At 43.2% G+C, this 25,251-nt stretch carries 25 protein-coding genes and 2 pseudogenes; 13 read left to right on the top strand and 14 right to left on the bottom strand.

Features of this window, described 5'->3' with window-relative positions; translation table 11 throughout:
• Positions 1-70 precede the first annotated feature (70 nt).
• From WKK05_RS37275 to glnT, 3 genes are all read left to right on the top strand, one after another.
• Positions 71-874, top strand: coding sequence for an SDR family NAD(P)-dependent oxidoreductase (locus WKK05_RS37275; protein WP_341531627.1), 804 nt, complete (start codon positions 71-73; stop codon positions 872-874).
• Positions 875-1,216: 342 nt separating this feature from the next.
• Positions 1,217-2,233 (top strand): alpha/beta fold hydrolase, encoded by a 1,017-nt coding sequence (locus WKK05_RS37270; protein WP_341531626.1) that lies wholly within the window; start codon positions 1,217-1,219, stop codon positions 2,231-2,233.
• A gap of 55 nt (positions 2,234-2,288) precedes the next feature.
• Positions 2,289-3,599, top strand: coding sequence for a type III glutamate--ammonia ligase (gene glnT / locus WKK05_RS37265; protein WP_341531625.1), 1,311 nt, complete (start codon positions 2,289-2,291; stop codon positions 3,597-3,599).
• A 92-nt stretch (positions 3,600-3,691) separates the two neighbouring features.
• On the opposite strand, the gene WKK05_RS37260 is transcribed toward glnT, so the two are convergent.
• The gene (locus WKK05_RS37260) at positions 3,692-4,801 is read right to left on the bottom strand and encodes a hypothetical protein (RefSeq protein ID WP_341531624.1); all 1,110 of its coding nucleotides are present in this window, start codon (positions 4,799-4,801) and stop codon (positions 3,692-3,694) included.
• 46 nt (positions 4,802-4,847) lie between these two features.
• Between WKK05_RS37260 and WKK05_RS37255 the strand changes: the two genes are divergently transcribed.
• A complete protein-coding gene (locus tag WKK05_RS37255) occupies positions 4,848-6,335 on the top strand; it encodes an IS1380 family transposase (RefSeq protein ID WP_341527375.1) in 1,488 nt (495 codons plus the stop codon).
• 224 nt (positions 6,336-6,559) lie between these two features.
• Here the strand turns inward: WKK05_RS37255 and WKK05_RS37250 are convergent, their stop codons facing one another.
• On the bottom strand, positions 6,560-6,700 hold the full coding sequence (locus WKK05_RS37250) for a hypothetical protein (protein ID WP_341531623.1): 141 nt from the start codon (positions 6,698-6,700) through the stop codon (positions 6,560-6,562).
• A 36-nt stretch (positions 6,701-6,736) separates the two neighbouring features.
• Positions 6,737-7,084 (bottom strand): annotated as a pseudogene (locus WKK05_RS37245) (bifunctional DNA primase/helicase); the annotation flags it as partial.
• 70 nt (positions 7,085-7,154) lie between these two features.
• On the opposite strand from WKK05_RS37245, the gene WKK05_RS37240 reads away from it, so the two are divergent.
• The 4 genes from WKK05_RS37240 (at position 7,155) to WKK05_RS37225 (ending at position 9,023) form a co-directional block, all read left to right on the top strand.
• The gene (locus tag WKK05_RS37240) at positions 7,155-7,415 is read left to right on the top strand and encodes a type II toxin-antitoxin system ParD family antitoxin (RefSeq protein WP_341531622.1); all 261 of its coding nucleotides are present in this window, start codon (positions 7,155-7,157) and stop codon (positions 7,413-7,415) included.
• A complete protein-coding gene (locus tag WKK05_RS37235; protein WP_341531621.1) occupies positions 7,412-7,546 on the top strand; it encodes a hypothetical protein in 135 nt (44 codons plus the stop codon). The genes WKK05_RS37240 and WKK05_RS37235 overlap by 4 nt, the downstream gene beginning before the upstream one ends.
• Before the next feature lie 101 nt (positions 7,547-7,647).
• Entirely contained in the window at positions 7,648-8,790 is a 1,143-nt protein-coding gene (locus tag WKK05_RS37230; protein ID WP_341531013.1) for an IS4 family transposase, read from the top strand.
• Positions 8,778-9,023 (top strand): type II toxin-antitoxin system RelE/ParE family toxin, encoded by a 246-nt coding sequence (locus tag WKK05_RS37225; protein WP_341531639.1) that lies wholly within the window; start codon positions 8,778-8,780, stop codon positions 9,021-9,023. The genes WKK05_RS37230 and WKK05_RS37225 overlap by 13 nt, the downstream gene beginning before the upstream one ends.
• Before the next feature lie 369 nt (positions 9,024-9,392).
• Here WKK05_RS37225 and WKK05_RS37220 read toward each other — a convergent pair.
• A pseudogene (locus WKK05_RS37220) lies at positions 9,393-10,580 on the bottom strand (NF041680 family putative transposase); the annotation flags it as partial.
• Positions 10,581-11,054: 474 nt separating this feature from the next.
• On the opposite strand from WKK05_RS37220, the gene WKK05_RS37215 reads away from it, so the two are divergent.
• Positions 11,055-12,326, top strand: a complete 1,272-nt coding sequence (locus WKK05_RS37215) for a hypothetical protein (RefSeq protein WP_341531620.1) — start codon at positions 11,055-11,057, stop codon at positions 12,324-12,326.
• A gap of 1,248 nt (positions 12,327-13,574) precedes the next feature.
• On the opposite strand, the gene WKK05_RS37210 is transcribed toward WKK05_RS37215, so the two are convergent.
• Positions 13,575-13,883 (bottom strand): hypothetical protein, encoded by a 309-nt coding sequence (locus WKK05_RS37210; RefSeq protein ID WP_341531619.1) that lies wholly within the window; start codon positions 13,881-13,883, stop codon positions 13,575-13,577.
• 265 nt (positions 13,884-14,148) lie between these two features.
• On the opposite strand from WKK05_RS37210, the gene WKK05_RS37205 reads away from it, so the two are divergent.
• Both WKK05_RS37205 and WKK05_RS37200 read left to right on the top strand, forming a co-directional pair.
• Complete coding sequence (locus WKK05_RS37205; protein ID WP_341531618.1) at positions 14,149-15,027, top strand: MBL fold metallo-hydrolase; 879 nt, start codon at positions 14,149-14,151, stop codon at positions 15,025-15,027.
• 616 nt (positions 15,028-15,643) lie between these two features.
• On the top strand, positions 15,644-16,018 hold the full coding sequence (locus WKK05_RS37200; protein ID WP_341531617.1) for a hypothetical protein: 375 nt from the start codon (positions 15,644-15,646) through the stop codon (positions 16,016-16,018).
• Positions 16,019-16,102: 84 nt separating this feature from the next.
• Here the strand turns inward: WKK05_RS37200 and WKK05_RS37195 are convergent, their stop codons facing one another.
• The 3 genes from WKK05_RS37195 to WKK05_RS37185 form a co-directional block, all read right to left on the bottom strand.
• A complete protein-coding gene (locus WKK05_RS37195; RefSeq protein WP_341531616.1) occupies positions 16,103-19,594 on the bottom strand; it encodes a plasmid replication protein, CyRepA1 family in 3,492 nt (1,163 codons plus the stop codon).
• A 210-nt stretch (positions 19,595-19,804) separates the two neighbouring features.
• Entirely contained in the window at positions 19,805-20,245 is a 441-nt protein-coding gene (locus tag WKK05_RS37190; protein ID WP_341531615.1) for a hypothetical protein, read from the bottom strand.
• A gap of 37 nt (positions 20,246-20,282) precedes the next feature.
• On the bottom strand, positions 20,283-20,420 hold the full coding sequence (locus WKK05_RS37185; RefSeq protein ID WP_185592387.1) for a hypothetical protein: 138 nt from the start codon (positions 20,418-20,420) through the stop codon (positions 20,283-20,285).
• A gap of 49 nt (positions 20,421-20,469) precedes the next feature.
• Between WKK05_RS37185 and WKK05_RS37180 the strand changes: the two genes are divergently transcribed.
• Positions 20,470-21,264, top strand: coding sequence for a hypothetical protein (locus WKK05_RS37180; protein WP_341527844.1), 795 nt, complete (start codon positions 20,470-20,472; stop codon positions 21,262-21,264).
• 5 nt (positions 21,265-21,269) lie between these two features.
• On the top strand, positions 21,270-22,109 hold the full coding sequence (locus tag WKK05_RS37175) for a hypothetical protein (protein ID WP_341527843.1): 840 nt from the start codon (positions 21,270-21,272) through the stop codon (positions 22,107-22,109).
• 176 nt (positions 22,110-22,285) lie between these two features.
• Here the strand turns inward: WKK05_RS37175 and WKK05_RS37170 are convergent, their stop codons facing one another.
• From WKK05_RS37170 to WKK05_RS37145, 6 genes are all read right to left on the bottom strand, one after another.
• Entirely contained in the window at positions 22,286-22,882 is a 597-nt protein-coding gene (locus WKK05_RS37170) for an alpha-ketoglutarate-dependent dioxygenase AlkB (RefSeq protein WP_341531614.1), read from the bottom strand.
• A 72-nt stretch (positions 22,883-22,954) separates the two neighbouring features.
• Positions 22,955-23,233 (bottom strand): hypothetical protein, encoded by a 279-nt coding sequence (locus WKK05_RS37165; protein WP_341531613.1) that lies wholly within the window; start codon positions 23,231-23,233, stop codon positions 22,955-22,957.
• A 12-nt stretch (positions 23,234-23,245) separates the two neighbouring features.
• Positions 23,246-24,055, bottom strand: a complete 810-nt coding sequence (locus WKK05_RS37160; RefSeq protein ID WP_341531612.1) for a KilA-N domain-containing protein — start codon at positions 24,053-24,055, stop codon at positions 23,246-23,248.
• 50 nt (positions 24,056-24,105) lie between these two features.
• Entirely contained in the window at positions 24,106-24,588 is a 483-nt protein-coding gene (locus WKK05_RS37155) for a DUF1392 family protein (protein WP_341531611.1), read from the bottom strand.
• Positions 24,585-24,995 carry a hypothetical protein gene (locus WKK05_RS37150; protein WP_341531610.1) on the bottom strand — a complete coding sequence of 137 codons (411 nt, stop codon included), beginning with the start codon at positions 24,993-24,995 and terminating at the stop codon, positions 24,585-24,587. The genes WKK05_RS37155 and WKK05_RS37150 overlap by 4 nt, the downstream gene beginning before the upstream one ends.
• A 17-nt stretch (positions 24,996-25,012) precedes the next feature.
• Positions 25,013-25,228, bottom strand: coding sequence for a hypothetical protein (locus tag WKK05_RS37145; protein ID WP_341531609.1), 216 nt, complete (start codon positions 25,226-25,228; stop codon positions 25,013-25,015).
• Positions 25,229-25,251 lie beyond the last annotated feature (23 nt).

Here is a 25,251-nt window from a genome sequence, read left to right as displayed (position 1 = left end):
AATGCTCAAAAATAAAAATTATACCAATCTCATTTCAATCACAGGCATTCTTCAATAAGAGGTTGAAAACGTGACAGCAAAAGCAACCTACCAGTTTGCAGGTAAGACCATCCTGATTACGGGCGGTGCGGGAGATATTGGCAAAGCAACTGCACACCGCTTTGCTGCTAATGGGGCAGGTGTAGCCTTGCTGGATTTAAATGAAGCGAAGATGGCAGATGTGGCTGGGGAACTAAAAAGTTATAACGTTCCAGTCAGCACGTTTCGTTGTGATGTTACAGCTAGTGACGATGTTGCCAAAACCTTTACTAGTGCTGTTGAAAAGTTTGGGCGTATAGATTACGTATTTAATAACGCGGGCTATCAAGGAGTGTTTGCTAAAACTGACGAATATCCTGATGATGACTTTCAGAAGGTGATAAATGTCAACGTTATTGGCGTTTTCCATGTTCTCAAGGCAGCTGCACAGCACCTACGTGATGTCGGTGGAGGCGCGATCGTCAACATGGCAAGTTATGCAGGGGTGGTTGGGCCACCAAATATGCTGGCATACGCTGCTTCCAAGTTTGCGGTGATTGGAATGACTCAAACAGCAGCGAAAGATTTGGCTCCTTACAGCATTCGGGTGAATGCACTCTCTCCGGCATTGATCGGCCCTGGTTTTATGTGGACGCGGCAAACAGAATTGCAAGCAGCAGGAGGGTCACAGTACTTTGATGTCAATCCCAAGGTAGTGGAGCAACAGATGATTAATTCAGTGCCAATGCGGCGTTTAGGAAGCTTGGAGGAGGTGGCGAATGGGGTAGCGTTTCTGATGAGCGAAGAGACAAGCTATATCACTGGATTTAACTTGGAGGTAACTGGAGGACTTTAAAATACGCTACAAAACTAGGCTACCAAACCCAAATTAATAGTTTCAACCTCAAGCCCTTCCAGCCCCCAACAGTTTCATTTAATGTTTGGGAAGAATCGTATGTGTCACTAACTTGGGTTTGTAACTCTATATTATTAGTGACTTGTAACTAAATCTGATTTTTGCTGTTAAGTCGTGAAACAACGAAATAGCAAGGGTTTCATACTAGATTTTATTCTCAAAAACTAGTTTTAATAATAAATTACCAGAGAATAGGACTTTTGGATAGAGGTATACTAAGCGATCGCTCCGTCAAAGAGATAAGGGAAAAAGTCAGGTAATTAAATTGGGATAATCAGCAATATGACAAGATATCCAAGTTTTTTAACCCTAGAAAACTTTAGGCTTGAGTGTGGTGCAGTTCTATCCAAGGCGAGGTTAGCGTACCAAACTTACGGCGAACTCGCAAGCGATCGCACTAATGCCATTCTCTACCCAACTTCTTACGGAGCGCAACATTGCGACATTGACTGGTTGATTCGTGGCGATAGCATTCTCGACCCCAGGCGTTGGTTTATGATCATTCCCAATATGTTTGGGAATGGACTTTCGAGTTCGCCCAGCAACTGCCAAGATTGTGGTCTTAGCGAACAAGGCTTTTGGTTTAGCCATGTAGATAATGTTCGCGCTCAAGAGCAATTGTTACGAGAAGTATTTGGGATTGAACATCTAGCACTAATTTACGGTTGGTCAATGGGCGCACAGCAAGCATATCACTGGGGAGTATTGTATAGCGAGCGCGTCACTCGAATTGCAGCGTTGTGCGGTACAGCTCGCACTACCGACCATAATCGAATTTTTTTGCAAAGCCTTCGAGCGGCGCTGACAGCTGACCCGACTTGGAATGGTAGTAGATTTGAAGCCCCTCCAGAGCGGGGATATAAAGCTTTTGCGCGGATTTATGCTAGTTGGGCTGCTTCTCAAGCGTTTTATCGCCAGGGCATTTACTACAAGCTGGGCTATACATCTTTAGAAGACTACTTACTACGTGCTTGGGAGTCTAACTACAAAAAGCGCGACCCGCATAATCTGCTGGCAATGATTGATACTTGGTTACACTGCGATGTCAGCGATAACTCCATCTACCAAGGCGATTATAAAAAGGCTATGGGTGCAATTAAAGCTAAAACGCTGGTAATGCCATCCACAACAGATTTATACTTTACTCCAGAAGATTGTGCTGCGGAAGCTGCCCTGATTCCTCAAGCTAAATATTTACCAATCCCTTCTCTTTGGGGTCATAGAGCAGGTAATCCCTATCAAAATCCTACTGATGAAGACTTCATCCGAGTTGCAATACAGAAATTGCTGGAAGAATAACAAAATATACCTTTGGTATGGTTCGATTTGGAATTTTTAATTGGAGCAAAGCAATTTGACTAACTCACTTTCTGAAATTGCCCGCGAAAAGAGTATCCGTTATTTTCTAATTTCATTCACGGATTTGTTTGGGGTACAACGGGCAAAACTTGTGCCTGCTGCAAGCATTGACAGCATGGCAGCTAATGGTGCTGGATTTGCCGGATTTGCGGCTTGGCTAGATATGACTCCAGCAGATCCAGATATTTTAGCGATACCCGACCCTATTAGTCTATTTCAATTACCTTGGGAGACTGAAGTTGCCTGGATGCCTGCGGATCTCTACACTATGAGTGGACAACCGATAGAACAAACCCCCAGACTTGTATTAAAGCGCGTCCTCAAACAAGCCCTTGAGTTGGGCTATAGCGTCTGCACAGGAGTAGAATGTGAGTATTTTCTGCTTTCACCAGATGGTAACAGTATATCTGATTTGCGCGATCGCCAAAGCAAACCCTGCTACGATCAACAAGCCCTGATGCGTCGCTATGAAGTAATTCGCGAAATCTGCGATGCTATGTTGACATTTGGTTGGGGTGCTTACCAAAACGACCATGAAGATGCAAACGGTCAGTTTGAAATGAATTGGATGTATGCCGATGCCCTTGTGACCGCAGACCGTCATGCCTTTTTTAAATATATGGTCAAAACAATTGCCGAAAAGCATGGGTTGCGTGCTACCTTCATGCCCAAGCCTTTCTCCCATTTGACTGGTAACGGTTGCCACACTCATCTCTCTATTTGGGATACAGCAGGTAAAGTTAACCTCTTCCACGAACAGCAAGGAGAACTGGGACTTTCACCTTTAGCGTACCAGTTCATTGCAGGCGTGTTACATTCTGCTGAGGCACTGTGTGCTTTTTCCAATCCCACAATTAATTCCTATAAGCGAATTAACGCACCCGTGACTACTTCCGGGGCAACTTGGGCGCCTAGCACCATTACCTACAGTGGCAACAACCGCACTCATGCTATCCGCATTCCTGATGCTGGACGCTTTGAATTTCGTCTTGCTGACGGTGCGGCTAATCCCTACCTACTACCTGCTGCACTCATCGCCGCTGGACTGGATGGAATTGTCCAAAAGCGCAATCCTGAGCCACGTTATGATAATAATAGTTATACAGATCCGCTTCCCCTTGGTCAGGTCAAACAGCTGCCGACAAACTTATTAGATGCCTTACGCTGCTTAAAAGCAGACATAGTTCTATCCCAAAGCCTTGGAGAACGATTAACAGCTGCTTATTTAAAATTGAAGCATCAACAATGGAATGAATACAGTACCTGCATCACTCCTTGGGAACTGGAAAATACGTTAGATTGCTAACTATTGAGATTTAACTGAAAGCGATATCCACCAAGGGCAAGTAGATTGTGGAAGATTTAGCACTCAGCTTTTACCTATAATAGCAGCAAGATTTACCCCATCCACTCCACCCACTGTGGAGCATCTGACACCAACTGAGTAAATTTCTCTGGGCTGACCTCCTCGAACTCCAGTATCACGCCCCAACGCTGATCACTAGTGAGGGTACTGAGTAGTTCTTTTACCGAATCTATGCCGTGTTCTAACCGTTCAATTGCCAGCCGAGCATAGTATTTTACTCTATCCCACCACTGATTACTGAGATTTTGCTGTCCGTCCATACCCCCCCAATTATTACTTCCATCTTTATTAGCGGGGGGTGTGGACGGGAGATTAGATGACGGTCTATCTACTTCAATACCATACTGAGCCTGCATCGTAGCAGCATAAGCAGCGTGACGCTCTTGCTCCTCTTGCCGTTTGATTTCCCTCTCCTCCCGCTGCTTTTGGCGGTACTGCAACACCTGTTGAGCAAACACCACATCCTCAGTATTAAGGCTGTAATACCTAACCCGTTTTCCATCTTCCACAGGCCGCCGCGATTCGGTAGATAGTCCCAGTTGCTCTAAATACTGCCCCAAAATCCACATCGGTGACTCGTCAAGCGGTATGGTGAGATTTAAGATACCCTTGATGTGCGGTGCATTGCGTTTCGAGAACTGTGCGATAAGCCTGACGGCATGGCTAACGCTTACCGCTTGAAGAACTGGCTCAGTTCCCGTTACCTCAACTCCGGCGAACAAATCCATTAACACTGCCCTCAAACCCAGGCGATGACGCATCAACCACGAGGTAGAATAATTGCCCCAGTCCGTGCAGATAGCCAAACGCTCGCGTTCCGATTTATCCCGTTGTGCAACAACATCCGGCGGTGTGACAAATTCCCGCCCCTGATCCGAGGTGATTATCTCCCCGGCTTGGGCAAGTATCCCTTCTAATGAAATTATCTTCCGAATTAATCTCCCCCCATCATCTTTTTCAACCAATTCAGGAGTCACAGTCATCCCATAGGTATCTTGAATGCGGAACTTCTCACATTCTAAAACTTCCTCCGGCTTAAGGTAGTCTTGATTTTGTCTACTGTCATAAGTCCTTCTATCGATATCCTTGGCGTTGGCAACTTTACCCGGATTTCTCACAAAGCCGGAGAAAAGAGGAGTCAAAAACTGCCAAAATATCTATTGCACATGAATTCCAGCAGTTTTAAGCATGACCCCTCAGAAAACAGATTGTATACCGGAACAGTTCAAATTTGAACAAGTTAAATCATGTCCAGTCGTAGTTAATTTCAAGGGTGAGAGGGTAACATCAGATGCAGGATTGACTTTAATTGCGGAGCTAGACCGAAAAAGAGAAATTACATCGCGAGTAGCAAGATGTTTTAAAGATTACCGAGATTCCAATAGAATTGACCATTCAGTAGAAAGCCTAATCACGCAGAGAATATATGGTTTGATAATGGGTTATGAAGACTTAAACGACCACGAGGAACTGCGTCACGATCCAATGTTTATCCTGGCGCTAGGGAAAATAATGGGTTCAGAAAAAGAACTACCAGTCCTAGCAGGTAAAAGCACTTTAAATCGTATCGAACACTGTCCAGAAACTGTTGAATCAAGAGCATCAAGTCGATATCATCGCATTGGACATGATGCAGAAGCTATAGAGAAATTATTAGTTGAAATATTTTTAGAATCCTACTCCAAAGCACCACGACAGATAATTTTAGACTTGGACGTGACTGATGATTTAGTGCATGGCAATCAAGAAGAAGTGTTTTTTAACCCTTATTATAGAGGATATTGTTATGCTCCACTTTATATTTTCTGCGGTAAACATTTAATTGCAGCAAAGCTTCGTGCTTCTAATGTAGATCCAGCGTCGGGTGCATTATCAGAATTGCAACGAGTAATAAAACTAATACGTTTACGTTGGGATAATGTGAAAATTATTGTACGTGGAGATAGTGCGTATTCGAGAGAAGATATTATGAGTTGGTGTGAATCTCAAGTTGGAGTAGATTATGTCTTTGGGTTAGCCCAGAATAGTCGGTTAATTCAACTATCCCAACCAACCCAATACCGGGCTTATCTTGAATATTCGCAAAAACTGGAAACTGTAGTAGAGTTTTTTGAAACTTTATTTACTCCGTCAGATGACTTGAAAAAACAAGCAGCAGCCTTTGTTGATAACTCAGTTTGGTATTGTTCGCTTGATTATAAAACTTTAAAATCTTGGAGCCGTAATCGCCGTGTTGTCTCAAAAATTGAGTATAGTAAGTCAGGGGTAAGTACTCGTTTTGTTGTCACTTCACTCCCTACTAAATTAGTGCCTCCAGGACGACTTTATACCCAGAAGTATTGCCCACGAGGTGATATGGAGAATCGTTTAAAAGAACAGAAGTTATCACTAAAAAGTGATAGAACTAGTACTCATACATTTGCTGGAAATCAACTACGTCTGTGGTTTTCTTCTGTTGCTTATATTTTGATAAACGCTCTCCGAGAGCAATGTTTAACAACAAGCGAACTCAAAAATGCTACTGTTGGAACTGTTCGTACAAAGTTACTGAAATTGGGAGCCGTTATTACTGTTAATAGCCGATATATTTTAATCGCTATTAGTAGAGATTGTCCATACAAGAATATTTTTGCAACAGCTTACAGCTATTTATCTCGGCTAAACTGTTCTGGTTGATTTTCAGCTAATTGGAATTATAGTTATTAGCTTTAACTTGGGTAGATTTCATTGATTTAACCCTAGCTTTAGGCTGTCTATTTATCATTTTCAATAATCTTTGCTTTAGTATTTATTGTTTAGAATGTATCATATTTGTCTTTGTAGTTTCGGTTTACACGTTGTCATAATCTGTTGTTGATTATAGTTTAGTGTTGTATAAAATAATTTACTTTAAGTTTTACTCATCTCAATGATTTTTTCTCACTTGTGAGAAATCCGGGTTTAGTACAATGCTCCCAAGAGAGGACATCACCAGCTGCTTTGAGCCAACGAGCCGCTCCATCATCGCTACCGTCTCCAGCAGGAATGATGGTATTGCCCATTTCCTCCAGAAGCGATAACTTCGTTAAGCTTCGCTAACGCAGATCAGCTCGTAAATTATTGATAGACCAATTGCGCTGTGCTTCAATCTGGCAACTGGTGTCTAACATCCAGTCTTTCTCTGCCCCACGCTTACCCGTTTCTTTGTCAATCCGAATCAGGAAGGCGGTCATCTCGTTTTTCTGAAGGATTTTCTCCTTGATGCGTCGGGCGTTAGTTTCAGCATAACCAAAGGGAGGACGTGGGGCCACCCAAACGTACATCGGCACATTGGGACGAACTCGCCATAATTGTTGGGCGCATTCAGTTGCAGATTGGGAAACAGCGTGAAATGCACCGAAAACGGCTTAAATTTAAGGTGTGGAAATATCAACACCTGTACCAACAAGTGCTTTAGCCCCTTTGACATCACGGTTTGTCAGCTAAAATAATGAGGGTAGTTATGCAAGAGCGCCAATGAATATCAGTATTGATATACCTGATGAGGTACGCGTTTATTTAGAGGCACAAGTGATAGCAGGTGCTTATGGCAGCATTGGCGAATATTTTTTGGATTTGGTACAGCAAGACCAAAAACGTAAAGCACAAGACAAGTTAGAAGCGCTTTTAGCTGAAGGTATTGATGGAGAAGGGCAAGAAGTAACATCGGAATATTGGCAGAATTTGCGTTCTACCGTTTTAGGTCAGAACAGCATGGAGAACCCAAACGACAGATGAAGTATCGTTTAATTGTCAAAGACCGAGCAACCCAAGATTTACGATATCTAGCAAATTATATATTAGTCAATGGCAATGCAGATGTAGCAGGTAAATTTTTAACTGCTGCGGAGGTGACGTTTGCCCCTTGAGGGGATACGAAATACCCTGAAATAGATATAGGGCAACGAGTGTAGCAATTTGTGGTAAAACAAAAAGAGCATTCATTCGCAATAAGCTCTATTTAATGATAATATTACCAGAATTCTACGAGACACACCTCAAGCGAGAGCTTGGACGTACTGAATACTTATTACTAAAACTCCTTATCTGTTTATTACAATCTATTAAAACTGTTAGCCTTGAGGCGCTAGCGACTGCTTTACCAATACCAATACTATTTGAAAGTAGAAGGAAAAAACTTCAGCGATTTTTATCTTTAAATTACATCAATGTTGAAGAAATTTGGTTTCCAATTATCAAAAGCTGGCTAGAAATAAATTTTCCTTTAAATGAAGTTATTTATGTAGTTATAGATCGGACTAATTGGGGATGCATTAATCTATTAATGATTAGCGTGGTTTGGGACAAAAGGTCTATCCCAATATATTTTGAGCTATTAGACAAGTTAGGCTCAAGTAATTTTGATGAACAAGAAGCAGTATTTAAAAAAGCATTACCGATTTTCAAGGATTATAAAATTGTAGTGTTAGGAGACCGAGAATTTTGTTCAATAAAGTTGGCTAACTGGCTCACAGAGCAGAAAGTATATTTCTGCTTACGCTTAAAAAAGGACGCATTTATAGAAATAGAACCAGAAATTTGGCTGCAATTAAGAGATTTGGGTTTAGCACCTGGTCTTTCCTTCTTTTACCAAGGTATTAAATATACGAAATCTCAAGGGTTTGTTAGCTTTAATCTCGCTACTAAATGGAAACGGAAACGTTTTGGAGTTGCGCCGGAAGAGGGCTGGTTTATTCTGACTAATTTAGATGATTTAGATTCGGCTATTAAGGCTTATAAACAACGTTTTGATATTGAGGAAATGTTTAGAGATTTTAAAAGCGGTGGTTATAATTTAGAAGATACTAATGTATCAGGTCAAAGGCTAATTTCCCTAATATTATTAATCTCACTTGCATACACGGCTGCAACTATATCTGGTCAAAAAATTAAACGCATGGGTGTTCAAAAATATGTAGGCAGAATTAAAGAATCTGGGCGGACAGTTCGCCGTCATAGCAGTTTTTATATTGGATTATATGGGTCTAACTGGGTCGATTTCATGGAAAATTCTTATGAATTGGTGGCTGAGTTAATGACACTAGCTCCTAATAAGCGTAAGTATTATCAACAAGGAGAAAGGGCTATGAGGCTTATTTTATCTGCATTCTAGCCCTTTTTGTCCCCCCTCAAGCGTTTGCCCAGTTGACAAAGACTCCTGGTATGGGAAAGGTAACGCAGTTGGTAGTATCGAGATTAGGCGAAATCCGACAATGGCGCATCAAAGATTTTCAGGATTATCTGATTTTCTACCGTATTAGGGATACTACCATTGAGATTCTGAGGGTATTTCATGGAGCAAGAGATTTGGCAGATGTACTTAGCCAGCTAGATGAAGAGTTTTAACCCAAAATCAAATCAGTCAATCTCTGTAATTCCGGTAAGCTTTGTGAGAACATAAGCTAAACCACCGCCCTCCCTAAGCACACCATAGACCTACAATCGCCCCAAAGTTAACAGCCACTTGCCACTGTGCCAAGTAGCTATTCCATAGCGGTTCACCATCAGCAAAGCCAACAGCCTCACCCAATGAGTTAACAAGCTTTTGGTAGAAATGGCCTGCACTTTCTAATATTCAAGTTTAGATATTTAAATATTTAGACATAAGTAAATCGTGGAGAAAGTTTATAATTGGAGTTTAGACTAGGCAACAAGAAATGACTTAGCAACGCTGAGTTGAAAAGAAATAGACTTCAGGGATGAAAATCTACAGTACTAAGCAGATTCTGGTTGTTTTTTACGGGGTCTAGTTGTAGTTTTTTTAACTATGGGGTAACGAATTCTACGTTTGCGTGGTTGATCAGTCTTCCAGCCTGGAGACTTTCCGCGGGGTTTGGGTGGTTGAGCTGGAGTACCAATCGCCGCAAAAACTCCTCCCATAGCTTGAGCGACTCTTCCAGGGGTCAAATTCCCCTGGAACTTCTGCCTTGGCGCTAGCCTCTCCCTTTGGGAGAAGGTAGAGGGTTGTCAGTAACGATATCACGAGCTAACCACAACTCCCAAGTCATCATTGGCACGACTATCGCTCCAACGGTCACATTGCTTGGGGGTAGCTAGTTTCGGAAGTGTCCAGTGTAAACGTTGTTTCAAAAAACGATACCAGTGGTCAACAGTAAAGCGACGCAAGTAGAGTTGCCAAACTTCTTCTAAGGTTGGCATTTCCTCTCCCACCCAAGCCAACCATAAAGGTTTTGATACCCTCAAGTTGCCTTCCGCATCTAGACGCTCAACTTTGATTAAGGACATCGGGCGTGTAGCGGTTTTGCGAAAGTGCAAATTTGACCACAAGCTCACTTTGACTCGTCCGAGTTTGGAATGGTTGACTTCTAAACTTTGAGTAACTTCGCTCCATGTAGATGGATCATTGAGTTTGAATTTATCACCATGCTTCCTGGGTCATCCCTTGCCAGAATATGGTGGTGGTGCGCCCCATAAACAAAGATTTGAACGCAAACGTACCAAAATGTCTGCTTTAATGTTACTCGTCTTCAAAACGAAAGGAGCGCAGCCATACTCACTATCCCAAACCGAAATTGGTCTAGTTGGTAAATTTTCACACACTTGTTGTAGCTGCCAAGCCGCCTTTTGTATCGGGTTTTCCCAACTGGTAATGCGCTCATGTCTCAACGGTAACGCCCAACTGCCCGAATCTTCTGGTATCCAAGCAATCGTACTATACCCCTGACCAACGGTAATTGGTTTGCCTCCCCCCATTGAGACAATACTGTGTTCAATTGTCCTTTCCTGTAGAGTTACCGCATCTGGCCGCGACCAAGCTGTATGATCGCCCGCTAACAACAGACGCTCCTGTGAAGGCATCTGTTTGATGTATAACTGCATCAATTTCTGCCGCTGTGGTCTGCTATCTTGTAACGCTTCATAAATACTTGGCCACTTGCGTCTAACCCTGTTCTGTCACTTTGGGAGAAACCAGTGCCTGAAAGCCTTTCGGAACTTTACTTTTGGGTTTTTGGCTACAAATTTTAGTTTCTATTAAAAAAGAAAGGCTCAAAGCTTGATTAGATAAAAGTTTTAGTGTTTCGCTACGATTATTGTTTTCCGGAAGTGACAGAACAGGGCTAAATACTGGGGATAGCGATAAATCTGCCAAACTGGCTACTCTACGCAAGTAGCTTACGAGAGAATGGGTTAAGCGGAGCACAACCCAACAAAACCTAACCTACATAGCTTTGTGTATTTTGCTGTAACTGAACAGTATTGACATAAAGCCAGCCACTTACTTGTAGCTACTGTAATAGCATAGTGCCCCAGACTAATGTCTTGTGGTGAAATATTGTGCTGAGTTGTCTATGCGTTGACAGAAAGTGGAAAAGCCGGACTCATGTTCAAAATCTACTAAATTTCAACAGTTAAACTATGGTAACCACAACAGCATCAAATTTGGCTCTTGTTGAGAAGCAGACAGCGTGGGCGCTTGGATGGATAATTAATGGCATTGCGAGTGAACTTGTACCGCCGTCTGATGGCGAACCTGGAATATTTCCAAATCCTGCTCAGGATTTGGAAGACTTGCTTGCTCGCCGCATAGATTTTTACCTAGAGGAAAGCTCGAAGCTTTCAGAATTAATTGGGAAATGGAAGCGGGTCTGGGGGCCATTTGTTTATCTGGCTCAGCCTCCGTTCAATAAATATGCAACTAATGCAATTTATGTAGCACAGCAAGGCAATAAATACGTTATTGGTGTTGCTGGTACGAATCCTAAGTCTCTTCAGAACTGGTTGATTGAAGATTTGTACGTTGCAGTACTAGCGGATTGGGCTGACTATGCTGAAGACGAACCTCAATTTCGTCCCAAAATTTCTATGGGAACTAAGATAGGTCTGGACAATCTCTTGAGGCCACATCCAGGCTCGTCTACAACTATCATTGACTTTCTCACAGACCTGTTAAAGGAAATGGGTGAAAACATAGAGATTCTACTAACAGGTGCTAGTCTAGGTGGTGCATTGTCTCCTGTCCTAGCACTTGCTTTGCATGAGAAAAAATCAACATGGGATCCAAATAATCGAGCTAATTTAAAGGTTGTTACATTTGCTGGCCCTACACCAGGCAATTATTATTTTGCAGAACGCTATAGGCTCAAACTTGGCAACACAACAACGCGCATTTGGAATAGTCTCGATATTGTTCCCCATGCCTGGAAACCAGAACTGCTGAATCAAATTCCTAGTCTTTACGAGCCTCAGATCCCCTCTAACCCTCTTATTGAGCGGTTCGTAAAGATAGGTAATTTATTGTCAGTCGGAAGATATTATACCCACCTTGAGCGGCAAACCCCTCCATTACAAGGGACATTGCGCCCTATAGAGCAAACTCCAGAAACAAGTTCTAATCAAGTAGAGCTAAATGTTCAGTCATCAGAGGCTCTTAAATCAGCACTAGCAAAAGAAAATGTATCTGTATCAGATCAAGATATCAACGGACTGCTGCAATTCTTGGCACAAGCTAAACAGCAACATATAGACGCATACTTTGATTTACTAGACTTTCCATCACAGGTCACAGAGCTCATTATAAATGGTGAACAACTTCCGCCCGATTTAAGGCTTCAAGAAGCAGTTCCAGAAGCTATCGAAGGCGTGATTAGTAAACTGTTAGAATACTCTGCAAACTCTGATGTAGATTAGTGACCCTTAAAAAATGTCACGTTGGATCAATTACCCCACAGAAAACTGCCGATGGAAGCAATGTTCTGCGGTGGGCTAAGCAGCAAGCCGATCACTTCAAATGAAAATTTAAGGCGGTGTAGTTAAGCCTTTTGCCCTCCTTGTCTTAAATAACAACTAACTTTTCTTTTAACCGACTTCTGAATTTTTAGGAGTCGTTTTTTTTTCTTGATTTCCCCTTGCAAGCGTTCACAGGTGCGACCTCGCAAGAAAAATGCGAGGAGTAGGCTGCTGAAACCCTTGTTAGCAAGGTTTTGGAACGAGTCAGAAAATCTCATTGCTTACTTTTTGGGGTAAAAGTAGCCAAAGCGCATTTTACCGCCATGCGTCGTCTGTAAACCTGACTGAGGCTAGGTTTTATAAAAAAAACTACCTTTTACCTAAAATTTAGGATTTGGCAGACTAGATCCACTACTTTTAGCCGTACCATTTGAACCCCTCTAATTTTTGTAGCCTGAAATCCTTGTAGCTACGTGACCAAATGCTGTGCCAAATAACTTAGACTTCAATTGGTACAGCCAAAACAAGCTTTTTCTTCGTTTTTTGGTAAAAAGAGCAATTTTCTTTCTGTAGCTCTTTTACAGCAAGGGTTTCAGACTGTACATGGCGGCAAAATGTGTCTTTGCTACTTTTACCCCTTTTTGATTACTGATGAGCTTTAGTACAAGTAAAAATCTAATTAAGGGAGATCCAAGTAATAAAATGTCCAGCCGTATCAATAATATTTTTGGCAAAACCGAGGTATCTAGGCGCTTTCGCCCCGTTCGCGGAGCGTCTCCCCCTGGGAGAAGGGCGAAAGCGACGGCTGGACATTTTATTACTGGGAAGAGCCTAAGATAATATGCCATAGATTTTAATCTATGTAATGCCCTCTCCCTGAAGACCACATCTCTAGATGCTCAAATCCCAAAATTTTTGGGAATACTTAGTTTACGTTTTTACGAGACATAAATAGATACTTTACAACCCAGAATCACTGAGTTCTGCCTCTGTATCCATACTCCCCCCGATTATTACTTTCATCTATTTCATTGGGGGATGTGGACGGCGATGAAGAAGGCATAGGAGCAGGGATGCAGAAGAGATATTTGTACTACTTTTACCCTCTGCTCCTCTACGTAATCCCATACTGAGCTTGCATCCTAGCTGCACAAGCCGCATTTCGTTCTTGTTCATCTTGGCGTTTTTTTCCCTGTCCTTACGTTGTCTTTAGCAATACTCCAATATCTTCTGGGCAAACTCTACATCCCCAGTATTCAGTCGATAATACCTAACCCGTTTCCCGTCTTGCACAGTCCGCCGCGACTCGGTAGACAGTCCCAGATGCTCTAAATATTGGCTTAAAATCCAGATAGGGGATTCGTCAAGCGGTATGGTGAGATTCAAAATACCCTTGATGTGCGGTGCATTGCGTTTTGAGAAATCTGCGATAAGCCTGACGGCATGGCTAACGCTTACCGCTTGAAGAACTGGCTTAATTCCCGTCACCTCAACTCCGGCGAACAAATCCATCAACACTGGTCTCAACCCCAACCGATGACGTATAAGCCAGGATGTAGAATAATTGCCCCAGTCCGTGCAGATTCTTAGCCGTTCTCTCTCGCGCTTATCCCGTTGTGCAACAACATTCGGTGGTGTGACAAATTCCCGCTCCTGATCATCAGTTATGGGTGATCCAGCTTGGGCAAGTATTTCTATTCTACAACGCCCGAAATGATTGTTTGTTTGTTCGCCAAATCATGTAAGCATTGTGTAACATGATAACACATTTGAGGAATGCCCAATGAAAACTCAAGCGCCAAGCCTCTATCGATTCGAGCTAGGTGATTTCGAGATTACGGTACTGAGCGACGGGACAGTACCGCAGGATCTTTACACCCTTCTAACCAATACGAACCCAGGCAAGATCGATAGCCTCCTTCACCGGAACTTCCTTGCAAACCCTGTCGAGACCTCAATTAATGTGTTTGTGATCGATACCAGAGACCACCGCGTGTTGGTAGATACAGGTGCAGGAGAATTGTTTGGATCGAAGCTGGGTGGAAGACTACAGGCATCGCTAAAGGCGGCAGGCTATGCAGCCGACGAAATTGATGTGGTTCTGCTGACTCATATTCATACAGATCACAGTGGTGGTCTGGTCGAAAAGGGACAAATGATGTTTCCAGTTGCCACAGTTTATGTCGGTCAGCCTGATATCGATTTCTGGCTCAATCGGACTAATGCACAAAGAGTACAGCCCCCTAGCAAAAGGTCTTTTGACGGAGCAGTCAAGACGGTTGAACCCTATCTCGCCGCAGGCAAGCTGAAACCGTTTTCTGGTGAGACGATGATTCTACCAGGAATTACAGCACTTCCCACACCTGGACACACGCCCGGACATAGTTGCTACCTCGTTGAAAGTAGAGGCGAGAGTATTAAGTTTTGGGGCGATATTTTGCACGTTGCCTCGGTTCAATTTCCTCTTCCTGAAACCACGATCACTTATGATGTCGATCCCCGTGCCGCAGCAGAACAACGTGCGACGCAGTTCGCCCATGCAGAGAAGTCACGCTGCCTAGTCGCAGGTGCCCATTTGCCCTTCCCAGGAGTGGGGCATATCCGTGCAGAAGATCAGGGTTATGTCTGGGTACCAATAAATTATCGCTGGCGTGAACTTTAAGAGAAATCTAGTAGTCTGCCAAGACTACGCAAGCGTTGTGGTCAACAAGGGAGGCTCTTGAGGCTCTTGAGGCTAGCGTTGCAAACCATCCACTCCACCCAGTTGGGCGCATCTACAAGCAATTGAGCAAATAAGTCTTGGTTTATCTCTTCAAAGGAGAGCATTACGCCCTACCGCTGATCGCTTATTAGTGTATTGAGTAGTTTTTTACTGAATCTATACCCTGTTCTACGTGCGTTTCCGCCCCGCAACTCTTAGAGAGGCTTTGCCAACGCTAACGCGTTCCGATTAAGTTGGGAAACATTTTACTTTTATTTTGGGTATAACCTAATATATTTAAATGTCAACTTTTCTTGAACTTACTAAAGTAAACTTGAAATAAATTCTTGATTACTCTAATACTAAAGATTAAAATTTTATCTTTTAAAAAGTGAGTTGTACAGGGAAAATGATAAAATAAAAGCAGTTATTTACTAGAGAATTAGACCGAATTTACGAGTTAACCTCAAGAGAAAACAACCAGATAGAGCAATTATGATTAGTCTTGATAAAATCAGACGTAAATAGTATTAACTGACTGAAATATTCCTGAAAAACCAACAATTACAATCTAGCAATGTCTAAATCTAAATTAGCCAAAAAACGTAAACAAAGTGAATTTGACAGTCAATTTCAACAATTAACCATAGGGCAATTTTATCGCCAGATGTCCCAAAAATATGGGGTTGGTTGCGTTGTGATTAATTATTTAGCTCACCCGACAACACGTGCTTTATTCAAAGTAGCAAGCTACGCATTGCCAACGAATCATGATTTAACCCCAATGGATAGAATTGTGGTGGCGGGAATTAACCCAGAAGAATTTATTGCGTACCTTCGCTTAACTAGCATTAAAGACAGGTCAGTTTTAGTGGTGACAAATTTAAAAGACCCAATCACCGATGAGGTTGTAAATGTCCATAACAACGATGAGATGACACTTTTTAGGTAATCAATAGCCAAGACAAATCAACCCGACACCAAGGAGGAAGCAAAGGTGTGTTCGTGGTTGGGGGAGCAAGTCAAACCCAACTTTTCACCCCATCCACTCCACCCACTGTGGCGCATCTACAAGCAACTGAGCAAATAAGTCTTGGCTAATTTCCTCAAATTCCAGCATCACGCCCCAACGCTCATTAGTGGTAAGTGTATTTAACAATTCTTTGACCTGCTCAACTCCGTGTTCCAGCCGTTCAATCGCCAGCCGAGCATAATATTTAACTCTATTCCACCATTGATTACTGAGATTATCTTCCCCGTCCATACCCCCCCAATTATTACTTCCATCTTTATTAGTGGGGGGTGTGGACGGGGCATTAATCCCATACTGAGCCTGCATTCTAGCCTGATATGCCTCATTCCGTTCCTGCTCCTCCTGCCGCTTGATTTCCCTCTCCTCCCGCTGCCTTTGGCGGTACTCCAACACCTGTTGAGCGAACACAACATCCTCAGTATTAAGGCTGTAATACCTAACCCGTTTCCCGTCTGACACAGGCCGCCTCGACTGAGTAGATAAACCCAGTTGCTCTAGATACTGACTCAAAATCCACATCGGTGACTCGTCGAGAGGTATAGTCAGGTTGAGTATGCCTTTGATATGAGGTGCATTGCGTTTTGAGAACTGTGCGATCGCTTGAAGAATCGCTTCAGTTCCCGTTACCTCAATTCCGGCCAACAAATCCATTAACACTGGCCTCAACCCCAGCCGGTGACGCATCAACCACGAGGTAGAATAATTGCCCCAGTCAGTGCAGATGGCCAAGCGCTCGCGTTCTGCTCTATCCCTATCGGCCACAACATTGGGGGGTGAAACAAACTCGCGCCCCTGTTCCGAGGTGAAAATCTCTCCCGGCTGTGCAAGTAAGCCTTCGAGTGCGATAATCTTCTTTATCAACCGCCCTCCATCATCCTTTTCAACCAATTCAGGAGTCACAGTCATCCCATAGGTGTCTTGTATACGGAACTTCTCACACTCCAGCACTTCCTCCGGCTTGAGGTAGTCTTGATTTTGTCTACTGTTATAAGTTCTTCTATCGATATCCTTGGCATTGGCAACTTTAATACAATGCTCCCAAGAGAGGACATCACCAGCTGCTTTGAGCCAACGAGCCGCCCCATCATCATTACTATCTCCAGCAGGAATAATCGTATTGCCCATTTCCTCCAGGAGCGATCGCAGATCCGAGCGTAAATTATTGATAGACCAATTGCGTTGTGCTTCGATTTGACAGCTGGTATCCAACATCCAGTCTTTCTCTGCCCCACGCTTACCTGTTTCTTTGTCAATGCGAATCAGAAAAGCAGTCATCTCGTTTTTCTGAAGGATTTTCTCCTTGATACGACGAGCGTTAGTTTCAGCATAACCAAAGGGAGGACGAGGGGCCACCCAAACGTACATGGGAATATTGGGACGAACTCGCCATAATTGCTGGGCGCATTCTGTAGCTGACTGGGATACGGCATGAAACACACCAAAAATAGCATCAAAATGCTCAGTTGAGATATCTACACCTGTTCCGAGACTGGGAGTAACAAGCAGTGCATCGATATCCTTAATCGCAGTGTTAATCTCGCGAATGAAGACGATATTCTCATCACTGCCGCTATTTTCGGAATGGATAGTCCATATTCTTAGCTTTCGGTCTTCTTCGGACTCTGGTATATGCTCATTATCATTTATAGATGTCTTGCCATTCAAAGCGCGTTCTAGTTTCTTGATGAATCGCTTACTATCGCTGACTATCATCAACTTCTTGCCCAATATGAGTTGGACGTGTAATTCTGCAACCAACGCACTGCTGTTGTGACCTTCATACCAGTAAACTTGACGACCACCTGAGCGATACTCATTTTTGATAATGTATGGTTTTTCTCCCTCTGGCCGCATTTTCATAAAAAACTCAATGGTAATATCATCGAGGTGAGCATCTGCTAAGACTACCAGCTTGGCGTTGTAGACGAGATACTCCAACACCTCCAGGATAGCTCCCCGGTGTTCCTTGCAGGTTTTGGACTTGAGCAGGTGAACGAGATACTGGCAGGCTTCATCAATAAACAAGATATCGTATGCCTGTAAATTATTCGCCATTTTATACAATGAGTCTACAGTAATACTCAGTGCTTTAGCTTTTGCCCAGTCACCTGAAGACATCGCCGAATACATGGCAGTTCGTAAGCGATCGCTCAAATTTTTGAGCAGATTAACGCGATGCCCATTGTTCAAAAAGCTCAAGTCTGGATTATCTCTTCTGAGCCGAGACATGATTTCGGTCTTGCCAGTACCCATATCGGAAACTAGACAAACAACTCCAGATTCAGGCAGAGAACGAACTACCTCTGAAAGATAGCGGCTGTTGACTACAATGTTGGGCTTATACTTGTTCAGTCCCCGGAAGCGATGGGTGAAGAAGGTTTTCTGGTACTCGCCGAGAGTTAGAGCATCATCAATCATCGCGGTGACGGCTTTCTCAGCTTTTTTACCGAGAGCTACTACCCAATCGTCAATCCCCTTCTCTGGCCCTGGCAGTACTGCGACTGAACATTGACAAGAAAGCTGTAGGATAACTCTAGCAGTCCGACGTGTGGCTTGGAAAACTTGCTGTTTGGTTTGGGGTTTGCTTTCGTGATCGAATAAGATGATGAACTTGCGCCCCTTTTGAGCCATCGGGACTAAATCAGGGTGGAGTCGTTCCAAGTCTTCTTTGCCGACGCGACCGTTCCAAATTCCAGGAAGTGCGATCGCAACGAAGCCAAGAGTCAGTAAACAGCCACTTTTCTTCTCGCCCTCTGTAAGGATTACAGGAATTTGGGGATGCGCCATTACCCAAGCCCAGAATCCTAATGCTTCACCTTCTTGGGTAATGACGATGTTTTCTGGCATTGGTACATCATAGCGAAGTGATACCAACTTCCAGACGTGTAGGGGTACTCTTAGGTAGGTAACACGATTCGGAGTTTTAGGCGGTGATTCGTATTTGACGTGTTTCTGAGTATAGCTTTGAGTTTCACTATCCCATTCGAGTCGGGGGTTGTCAGGCTTGATACGTCCCCACTCCATCGGTTGCCAGTTGTTATGAGGATCTAGTCCACCTACCCCCCATGCACTGTTGATGTGAGCATATCGTCTCAAGTAGCCATCACGCAGTCGTCCGTCATTGCGTCGGGCGCTTTGGGGTAAGGCATACATTAGGTATTCGTATATTTCATCTCCCTCTATAGAACGGACGTTAAGTGTAGTAATTGTGGGGTCAACGGCGGAACCAATAACCCATTCATGCCAGTGTCTTGGTTCTAACTGACAATTGGGATATTGATCTATATCGATAATGTTTGTTTGATGACGAGTTTTATTGTGCTTAGGTAGTGGAGGTAAGCTGAGATGGTTTGTGAATTGGCGGTAGTGTACTGATACAATCTCTCTTTCAAGATGCTCTATGATTTTTTCATTTGTGCTTGTATCGGGACTATCAGATGTTTTCGGTTTACCGTAGTTGGGGTCTAACTGACGGCGGCGTTTGCTTTCTCCCATGATTTTTGACTCCTTTAAAGCGAGTGAAAATGGAGCGGATTGGTCTGAAGCGGCAGTACAAGAAGCTTGATTGCAAGAAACACAATTGCAGAGGTTTAAGAAGTGGAATTGAACTCCATACATATCCAAACCCCTGCTTGTGTTCTTTTGACCTTCAGGCAATGCAATCAGAGTGAATCGTTGTTACTGTTTGTGATTGCGTTGAAGAATTCAGTTAAGGCTGAATTTAGGATCAATCTTTGCTTTTGAAGAGTTTATAGCTACAAGCTTTTCAAGAGTTGCTATCACTGTGACTTCCACTATGGTTTGATCAGGTGATAGCAGCATTAACAGGTCTATTTCTGGGTCTAGTTTTCGGATTCTATAAGCGAGTTGTTTATTTTTTGCAACAAGCTGCTTGTAATCCTTCCAACCGTCACAGGTGATTACAATAGCTAAACCAGAAATGACCTTGAAAGGGCTTTCTTGCCATACACCAGCAGGTCTTCGTAAAAATCTTGCATCTGATAAAATACTTCGTAGCTTGCCCAACTCAAATGATTTGACAAAATTTCTAATCCACGCCTCTAACTTTTCCATCTCGGTTTGAGCAGTGAGACTAGGATTAGCCAAATTCGGTGCTAATAGACGAGGACGTTTTTCTCTTCCCATATTTGGCTCCTTTTTTCAGGGGTCAATCCCTAGCTATCTAATTGGTATACAAAGCAGGTAAACTGAGGAAAGCACCTAGCAGCAGTAAAAAATTAGTGATAGTAAAGTTGCCTCGCCATCGCCCAGAACGAAAATTCAGTAATATCAAACGAATAGTATTAGAATGTTCACTCATTGAGTGCGTGCATTGTGGGGCAGAATTAGCGCTACGCAGACCAAGACACATGCGTAAAACCATTCAAACAATGGATGGTGCAGTATTTGTGGCAGGCAAGAGTAAAGAATGTACCAATCATAGTTGCACACATTTTGGTAAACATTACTACGCGACTGGCGTGTTAAAATACAGTCTGCCTTACAGTACTTATGGGCTAGACGTGCTGGCATTTATTGGTTGGCAACATGAAAATGAGCATCAACAGTTGGCAGAAATTCGGCGCTTATTAAACCAGCGTGGTGTTGAAATTAACGAAAGCAATGTAGGTAAGCTATACCGTCAATTTCTGGCACTATTGGGTGGAACGATTGCACATACACAGGAGAAATTAGCTGCCACAGCAGTCCATCATGGTGGCTTGATTTGGGCAATAGATGCCTTACAGCCCGAAGGCCACGGAACCTTACTGTATGTATTGTACGAGGTATTAAGCGGTACACCAGTAAGTGGAATTCAGTTACCACAGGCACAGGCACAAAGGTTAATTGAGTGGCTGCAACCATATAAAGAGTTACCGTATAAAGTGCTAGCAACATTGTCAGATGGGGAAAAATCAATCATTGCGGCAATGAATTCAAGTTGGCCAGATGCACCCCATCAACGTTGTCAAGCCCACTTTCTCAGTAATTTAAGTGAAGTGGTGCTGCCATTAGACACAAAGCTCAGACAGCAATTAAAAGCAGATTTAGATGATCTGCCAAAAGTCCCTGAGTACTCAGAAAGAGCCCAACACCCAGGCTCCGAACAGCAGCAAGACAGTCTCCCTTTTTTTCAGGAATCCCCTATTTGTCACGAGACATAGAGTTAATGGCAATCGAATCCCAGATTCGGGCTGCGGTTCGGGATTGTGTCAATCGCACCAGTCGCAAACCTTTTCGCTGGGGCGGTTTAAGCGGCTACCAGCAATTAGAAACTATTGGACAGATACTACGTAGTTTACCATGTCGAGAACTTGATACAGATTATTTGTCTCTCTTGTCAGTATGGATTGACCAAGCCTTAAGTAGCAATCGTTCATTAGCCTCCGACTTAGAAGAAACACACAATTGGTTGCAACGAATTGCAGAATGTTTGCACTATCCTGAACAAACCAGTCCACGCATTGATTGCGCGACCGATGTTACACAAACTGTAAAATTACCTTTAACAAGTTTTCAAGTTCGGCGCGAAATGGAAGAGTTATTACAGCAATTTCAGCCCGACCCTCAACAAAATCCCGCACAGTTTGCCTTGAAGAAAAAGCTACAAAAACTATGGCATAAATACGGTACTGATTTATTGCACTGCTATGACATTCCTGGCTTACCGCCAGATAACTTGAAAATGGAAGCTATGTTTAGCCTTTTGCGTCGCAATCAACGGCGAATTAGTGGGCGCAAATCAACTGCCGAATTACGTGATTTTGGGCAATATCAAGTTCTTTTCTTCGCCGAAAGTGAACAAATGTTGCTGACACAAATTCGGGAAGTGCCTGTAGCGGAATACAACACTCAACGTCGCAGATTAGCAATGGATGAAGCACCCCGTCAACAAAAACATCGCCTTCATCGTCATCCAGTTACCACAATACAAGCTTTAGTCGATCAACATACGGAACTTCTGACTGTGCTTGAGTCTCAAGCCCTGAAATACCAATTAGATAGCTAGGGGGGTCAATTTACTGGTGAATGAATAGACTTTTTTTGAAGCTCCTACCAAATCGATGGTTTGGTAATGTTTTGTTCGTAGCGACTCAAAAACTGATCACAATCCTAATTTCTCACTTCTCGCTAGTAGTACAAGTGAACTAAGCGATGTCATTATACATGATTTAGGAATCAGGATTATTTACCCCCAGTGTGTGGCCGAAAGGTAAGATTAATCCGAGTGCCAACCACTTTGTTCGTCTTGGGAACCTGATGCAGATGTGTGGACTGACAGCCTGGGTGCATCACAAGTAGACTCCCGTGTTCTAACCAGAAGTCCGTTGGTCTGCCACCGATAGGTTTGATTTGGAATTTGCGACACGACCCCAGGCTGATTGATGCAATCGCCGGCTCCAATCCCATTGATACTTCATTGTCAGCGTGCCAGCCGATTGAGTCTTGTCCGCTACGGTACTGATTGCCAATGACGATGCGGAAGTTGTAGCCAGTTAACGCAGTGATAGAGTCCCGTAACTCTTGCAGTTTTTCTGTCCAAGGGAGTGGTCGTAAAAACACACTATTGGAGTAAAGATAGTTGCAGCCCATATCGCCGTAGATACATTCCAGACGGGGAACAGGTAGAGTTTTACCAACCATCCTGATGTAATTCTGCTGCCACTCCAGTTTCAAACAGTGTTGGTAAAGTTCATTCGCTTGTTCAACTCCCAAGAAATCGGGATAGTAGGTGACAGGTAATACTAGGGCTGCTTGGGGAAATAAATCGAGTTGTTGCATGGTAATTATCTCCAACTAAAGAACGTGTGTCTTTCACTTCATCACTATGAGTTTTGGTTGATGGAAAATACTTCATGTTTGCTCGGATATCTGTTCCCAAAACTGGATAACAAAATCTTGAGCTTGCTGTAACACTTGAGGTAGTAAAAATAACGGGACTTCCCAAGCTGCAATCACGCTACCGGCGAAACATTCTGCTAATTCAATCCGAATACATTCTGGTAGACGGCTTTCTAGAAACTTAAGTGTATGGTCTTGATTTTCTGGTAAATGAACAAAGAAAAAATCGTCATACATCAGAAAAGCCTCAAGACCATATTTATCTGCTAAAACCTTTCGTAGACTGTTCATAATTTTGACGAATTATTGAGAGATGACTTTTACTATTTCAGGCAACCAACGCAGCTGAAAGACAGTCTGGTTTGAAGGTCTAGCAACAGTCGGAACCATTCGCCCCCACCGCTTACCAGTTTCAGTGGGGCGATAGGGGATTTTCTTGTCATCAGTTCTGTACTGTAAGCCAGCGTTAGTCAGCCAGTTATTTACGGCTCTTGCTGAAAGCCCAACTACTTCGCCAATGTCTGTTGGTCTGAGATAGGCATCATCGCTAATATTGGTGCAAGCGATCGCTGTCTTTAGTTCATCAGCAGCAGGCTTAAGAGCCGGGTTGACAGCAGTGGCGGCGTTGACTGCAAGCTGGGCGGTGAGGGCTTTGTCTAATCCGGCAAAGTCACCTAAGAGTAAAGCTAATTGTGCAGCTTCTTGAGATGGGGCTAATGTGTGTGGTGCTTCATGTGATTGAGGTGCTGGTTTTTGCTCAACTTCATCTGTTAGCATGACCTTCATCAAGGTTCTGTTTGCCCAGATGCGGAATTCAACAGATACCCAGCGAGCTAAATCAATGGCGATTTCTGGGTGAATCCAAGTCCCTTGTTCTTTTCCATACGCTTCGATTTCAACAATTAAAGACGATATGAGGATCTTCATATCGTTAGAAAGTGCTTGCAAATACTGCTTTGTAGACTTGAGCTTGATGTAATCGGCTAAAAATTTCCCGTTAGCCTTGCACATTTGAGTGCCATTCACGTAGCCCTTGGGAATACTGTATTTACCTAGCACTCCCTCTTGGGGCATTTGATTAATTTCGGAGTCTTGCCAAAAATGTGTCAACATAAATTTTGTTCTTCTGCTTATTGTTCAAACAGTTAATTCTTGAAAGCACATCAAAAAAGCACTCGCACCAAATCTTTCTGGGCTACAAAAGCCAGCCGTTCGTCCAGGCTGGTGGTTTCATCCAGAGCAGGGGGCATCCACTCGACTTCATAAAACCAAGACCTGTTGAGCAGTTGAATCCCCAGAATTAGCCGCTGCTTTGTCCGCTGGTCATCACAAAGAAGCATGATGCGATCGCCGAGAATGAAAGCAGGTTTTTCTATAGCAGCCAGTTGCATTTCACCAGTGCCGATGATTTCGTGTTCAGTGGTGTGGATGATGTCACCCGTGCAGGCAATTGCATAAATCCAGCGGTCTTGTTTCCACTTCACCCCGCAGCAGTAGCCGAATGTCCTTGTAGTTCCGATGTAAACTCGTTCGAGCAGATTGACTTCAAGTTGTGGAATGCGATCACCGTCAGGTGTGCCGAAGGTATCACTCCAAGGTGGCGAGATATACCAGCACAGATACAGTGAATTGATTTGGTCAATCATGATGCACGTCTCCCCAACAAGTAGTTAATGGCTTCTGGGTCGATTTCGGCAATGCGCTTCTTTAGATGTTGTGGTGGATTATCAAAAAACCGTTTCAGATGCCATTTGCGAATCTGGTAATATCTAACAGAATGCCTGCCAGTAGAAAGCCAACCACGACGCACCCAGCCAGAAACTGTAGTACGGTGAACACAAAGGATACGAGAAATTTCAGCAGCACTATAGTTATCAAGAAAGGGACGTGTGGAGTAACCCAAACTCCAAAGCTTGGTAGAAATAGCATCGGGAGTGCGGAAATAGCCATGTCTCTTGAGAATTGAGGCAATTTGTTTGGGGGTATAAAGTTCAGCTTTTGCTTCAAGGATTGTGAGTTCTGCTTCAGTCCACTTTATAGTTTTGATAATCATATATAACTCTCCAAAAATTATGCAGAGATAGAATCATTGGGAAAACAGCTTTTAACAATTCGGGCGCTAATGGATTGAAACTCTACTTGAAAAATATTCAAATCAGCCAACATTTCTCTACTGTTATATAAGTCAGTGATGTATTGTCTAATGGCAGATTCATCAAGCCCATCAGGAATATCGATGTGTGCTTCACTAGTAATCTTTTCAACAACTGCAACGATGACTTTCATTTTGGTAATTCCTATGTGATTAA

The organism is Nostoc sp. UHCC 0302 (assembly GCF_038096175.1).
Classification (GTDB): domain Bacteria; phylum Cyanobacteriota; class Cyanobacteriia; order Cyanobacteriales; family Nostocaceae; genus UHCC-0302.
This window is presented reverse-complemented; position numbering and strand designations above follow the sequence as displayed.

Bases quoted from the DNA above. Each gene is read 5' to 3' on its own strand.
- WKK05_RS37190 (WP_341531615.1), bottom strand. From the start codon at position 20,245: ATGGGAAGAGAAAAACGTCCTCGTCTATTAGCACCGAATTTGGCTAAT.
- WKK05_RS37150 (WP_341531610.1), bottom strand. From the start codon at position 24,995: ATGATTATCAAAACTATAAAGTGGACTGAAGCAGAACTCACAATCCTT.
- WKK05_RS37205 (WP_341531618.1), top strand. From the start codon at position 14,149: ATGAAAACTCAAGCGCCAAGCCTCTATCGATTCGAGCTAGGTGATTTC.
- WKK05_RS37200 (WP_341531617.1), top strand. From the start codon at position 15,644: ATGTCTAAATCTAAATTAGCCAAAAAACGTAAACAAAGTGAATTTGAC.
- WKK05_RS37155 (WP_341531611.1), bottom strand. From the start codon at position 24,588: ATGATTGACCAAATCAATTCACTGTATCTGTGCTGGTATATCTCGCCA.
- WKK05_RS37160 (WP_341531612.1), bottom strand. From the start codon at position 24,055: ATGTTGACACATTTTTGGCAAGACTCCGAAATTAATCAAATGCCCCAA.
- WKK05_RS37145 (WP_341531609.1), bottom strand. From the start codon at position 25,228: ATGAAAGTCATCGTTGCAGTTGTTGAAAAGATTACTAGTGAAGCACAC.
- WKK05_RS37215 (WP_341531620.1), top strand. From the start codon at position 11,055: ATGGTAACCACAACAGCATCAAATTTGGCTCTTGTTGAGAAGCAGACA.
- WKK05_RS37180 (WP_341527844.1), top strand. From the start codon at position 20,470: ATGCGTAAAACCATTCAAACAATGGATGGTGCAGTATTTGTGGCAGGC.
- WKK05_RS37235 (WP_341531621.1), top strand. From the start codon at position 7,412: ATGAAGTATCGTTTAATTGTCAAAGACCGAGCAACCCAAGATTTACGA.
- WKK05_RS37185 (WP_185592387.1), bottom strand. From the start codon at position 20,420: ATGAGTGAACATTCTAATACTATTCGTTTGATATTACTGAATTTTCGT.
- WKK05_RS37175 (WP_341527843.1), top strand. From the start codon at position 21,270: ATGGCAATCGAATCCCAGATTCGGGCTGCGGTTCGGGATTGTGTCAAT.
- WKK05_RS37255 (WP_341527375.1), top strand. From the start codon at position 4,848: ATGACCCCTCAGAAAACAGATTGTATACCGGAACAGTTCAAATTTGAA.
- WKK05_RS37250 (WP_341531623.1), bottom strand. From the start codon at position 6,700: ATGGGCAATACCATCATTCCTGCTGGAGACGGTAGCGATGATGGAGCG.
- WKK05_RS37270 (WP_341531626.1), top strand. From the start codon at position 1,217: ATGACAAGATATCCAAGTTTTTTAACCCTAGAAAACTTTAGGCTTGAG.
- WKK05_RS37240 (WP_341531622.1), top strand. From the start codon at position 7,155: ATGAATATCAGTATTGATATACCTGATGAGGTACGCGTTTATTTAGAG.
- WKK05_RS37195 (WP_341531616.1), bottom strand. From the start codon at position 19,594: ATGGGAGAAAGCAAACGCCGCCGTCAGTTAGACCCCAACTACGGTAAA.
- WKK05_RS37165 (WP_341531613.1), bottom strand. From the start codon at position 23,233: ATGAACAGTCTACGAAAGGTTTTAGCAGATAAATATGGTCTTGAGGCT.
- WKK05_RS37170 (WP_341531614.1), bottom strand. From the start codon at position 22,882: ATGCAACAACTCGATTTATTTCCCCAAGCAGCCCTAGTATTACCTGTC.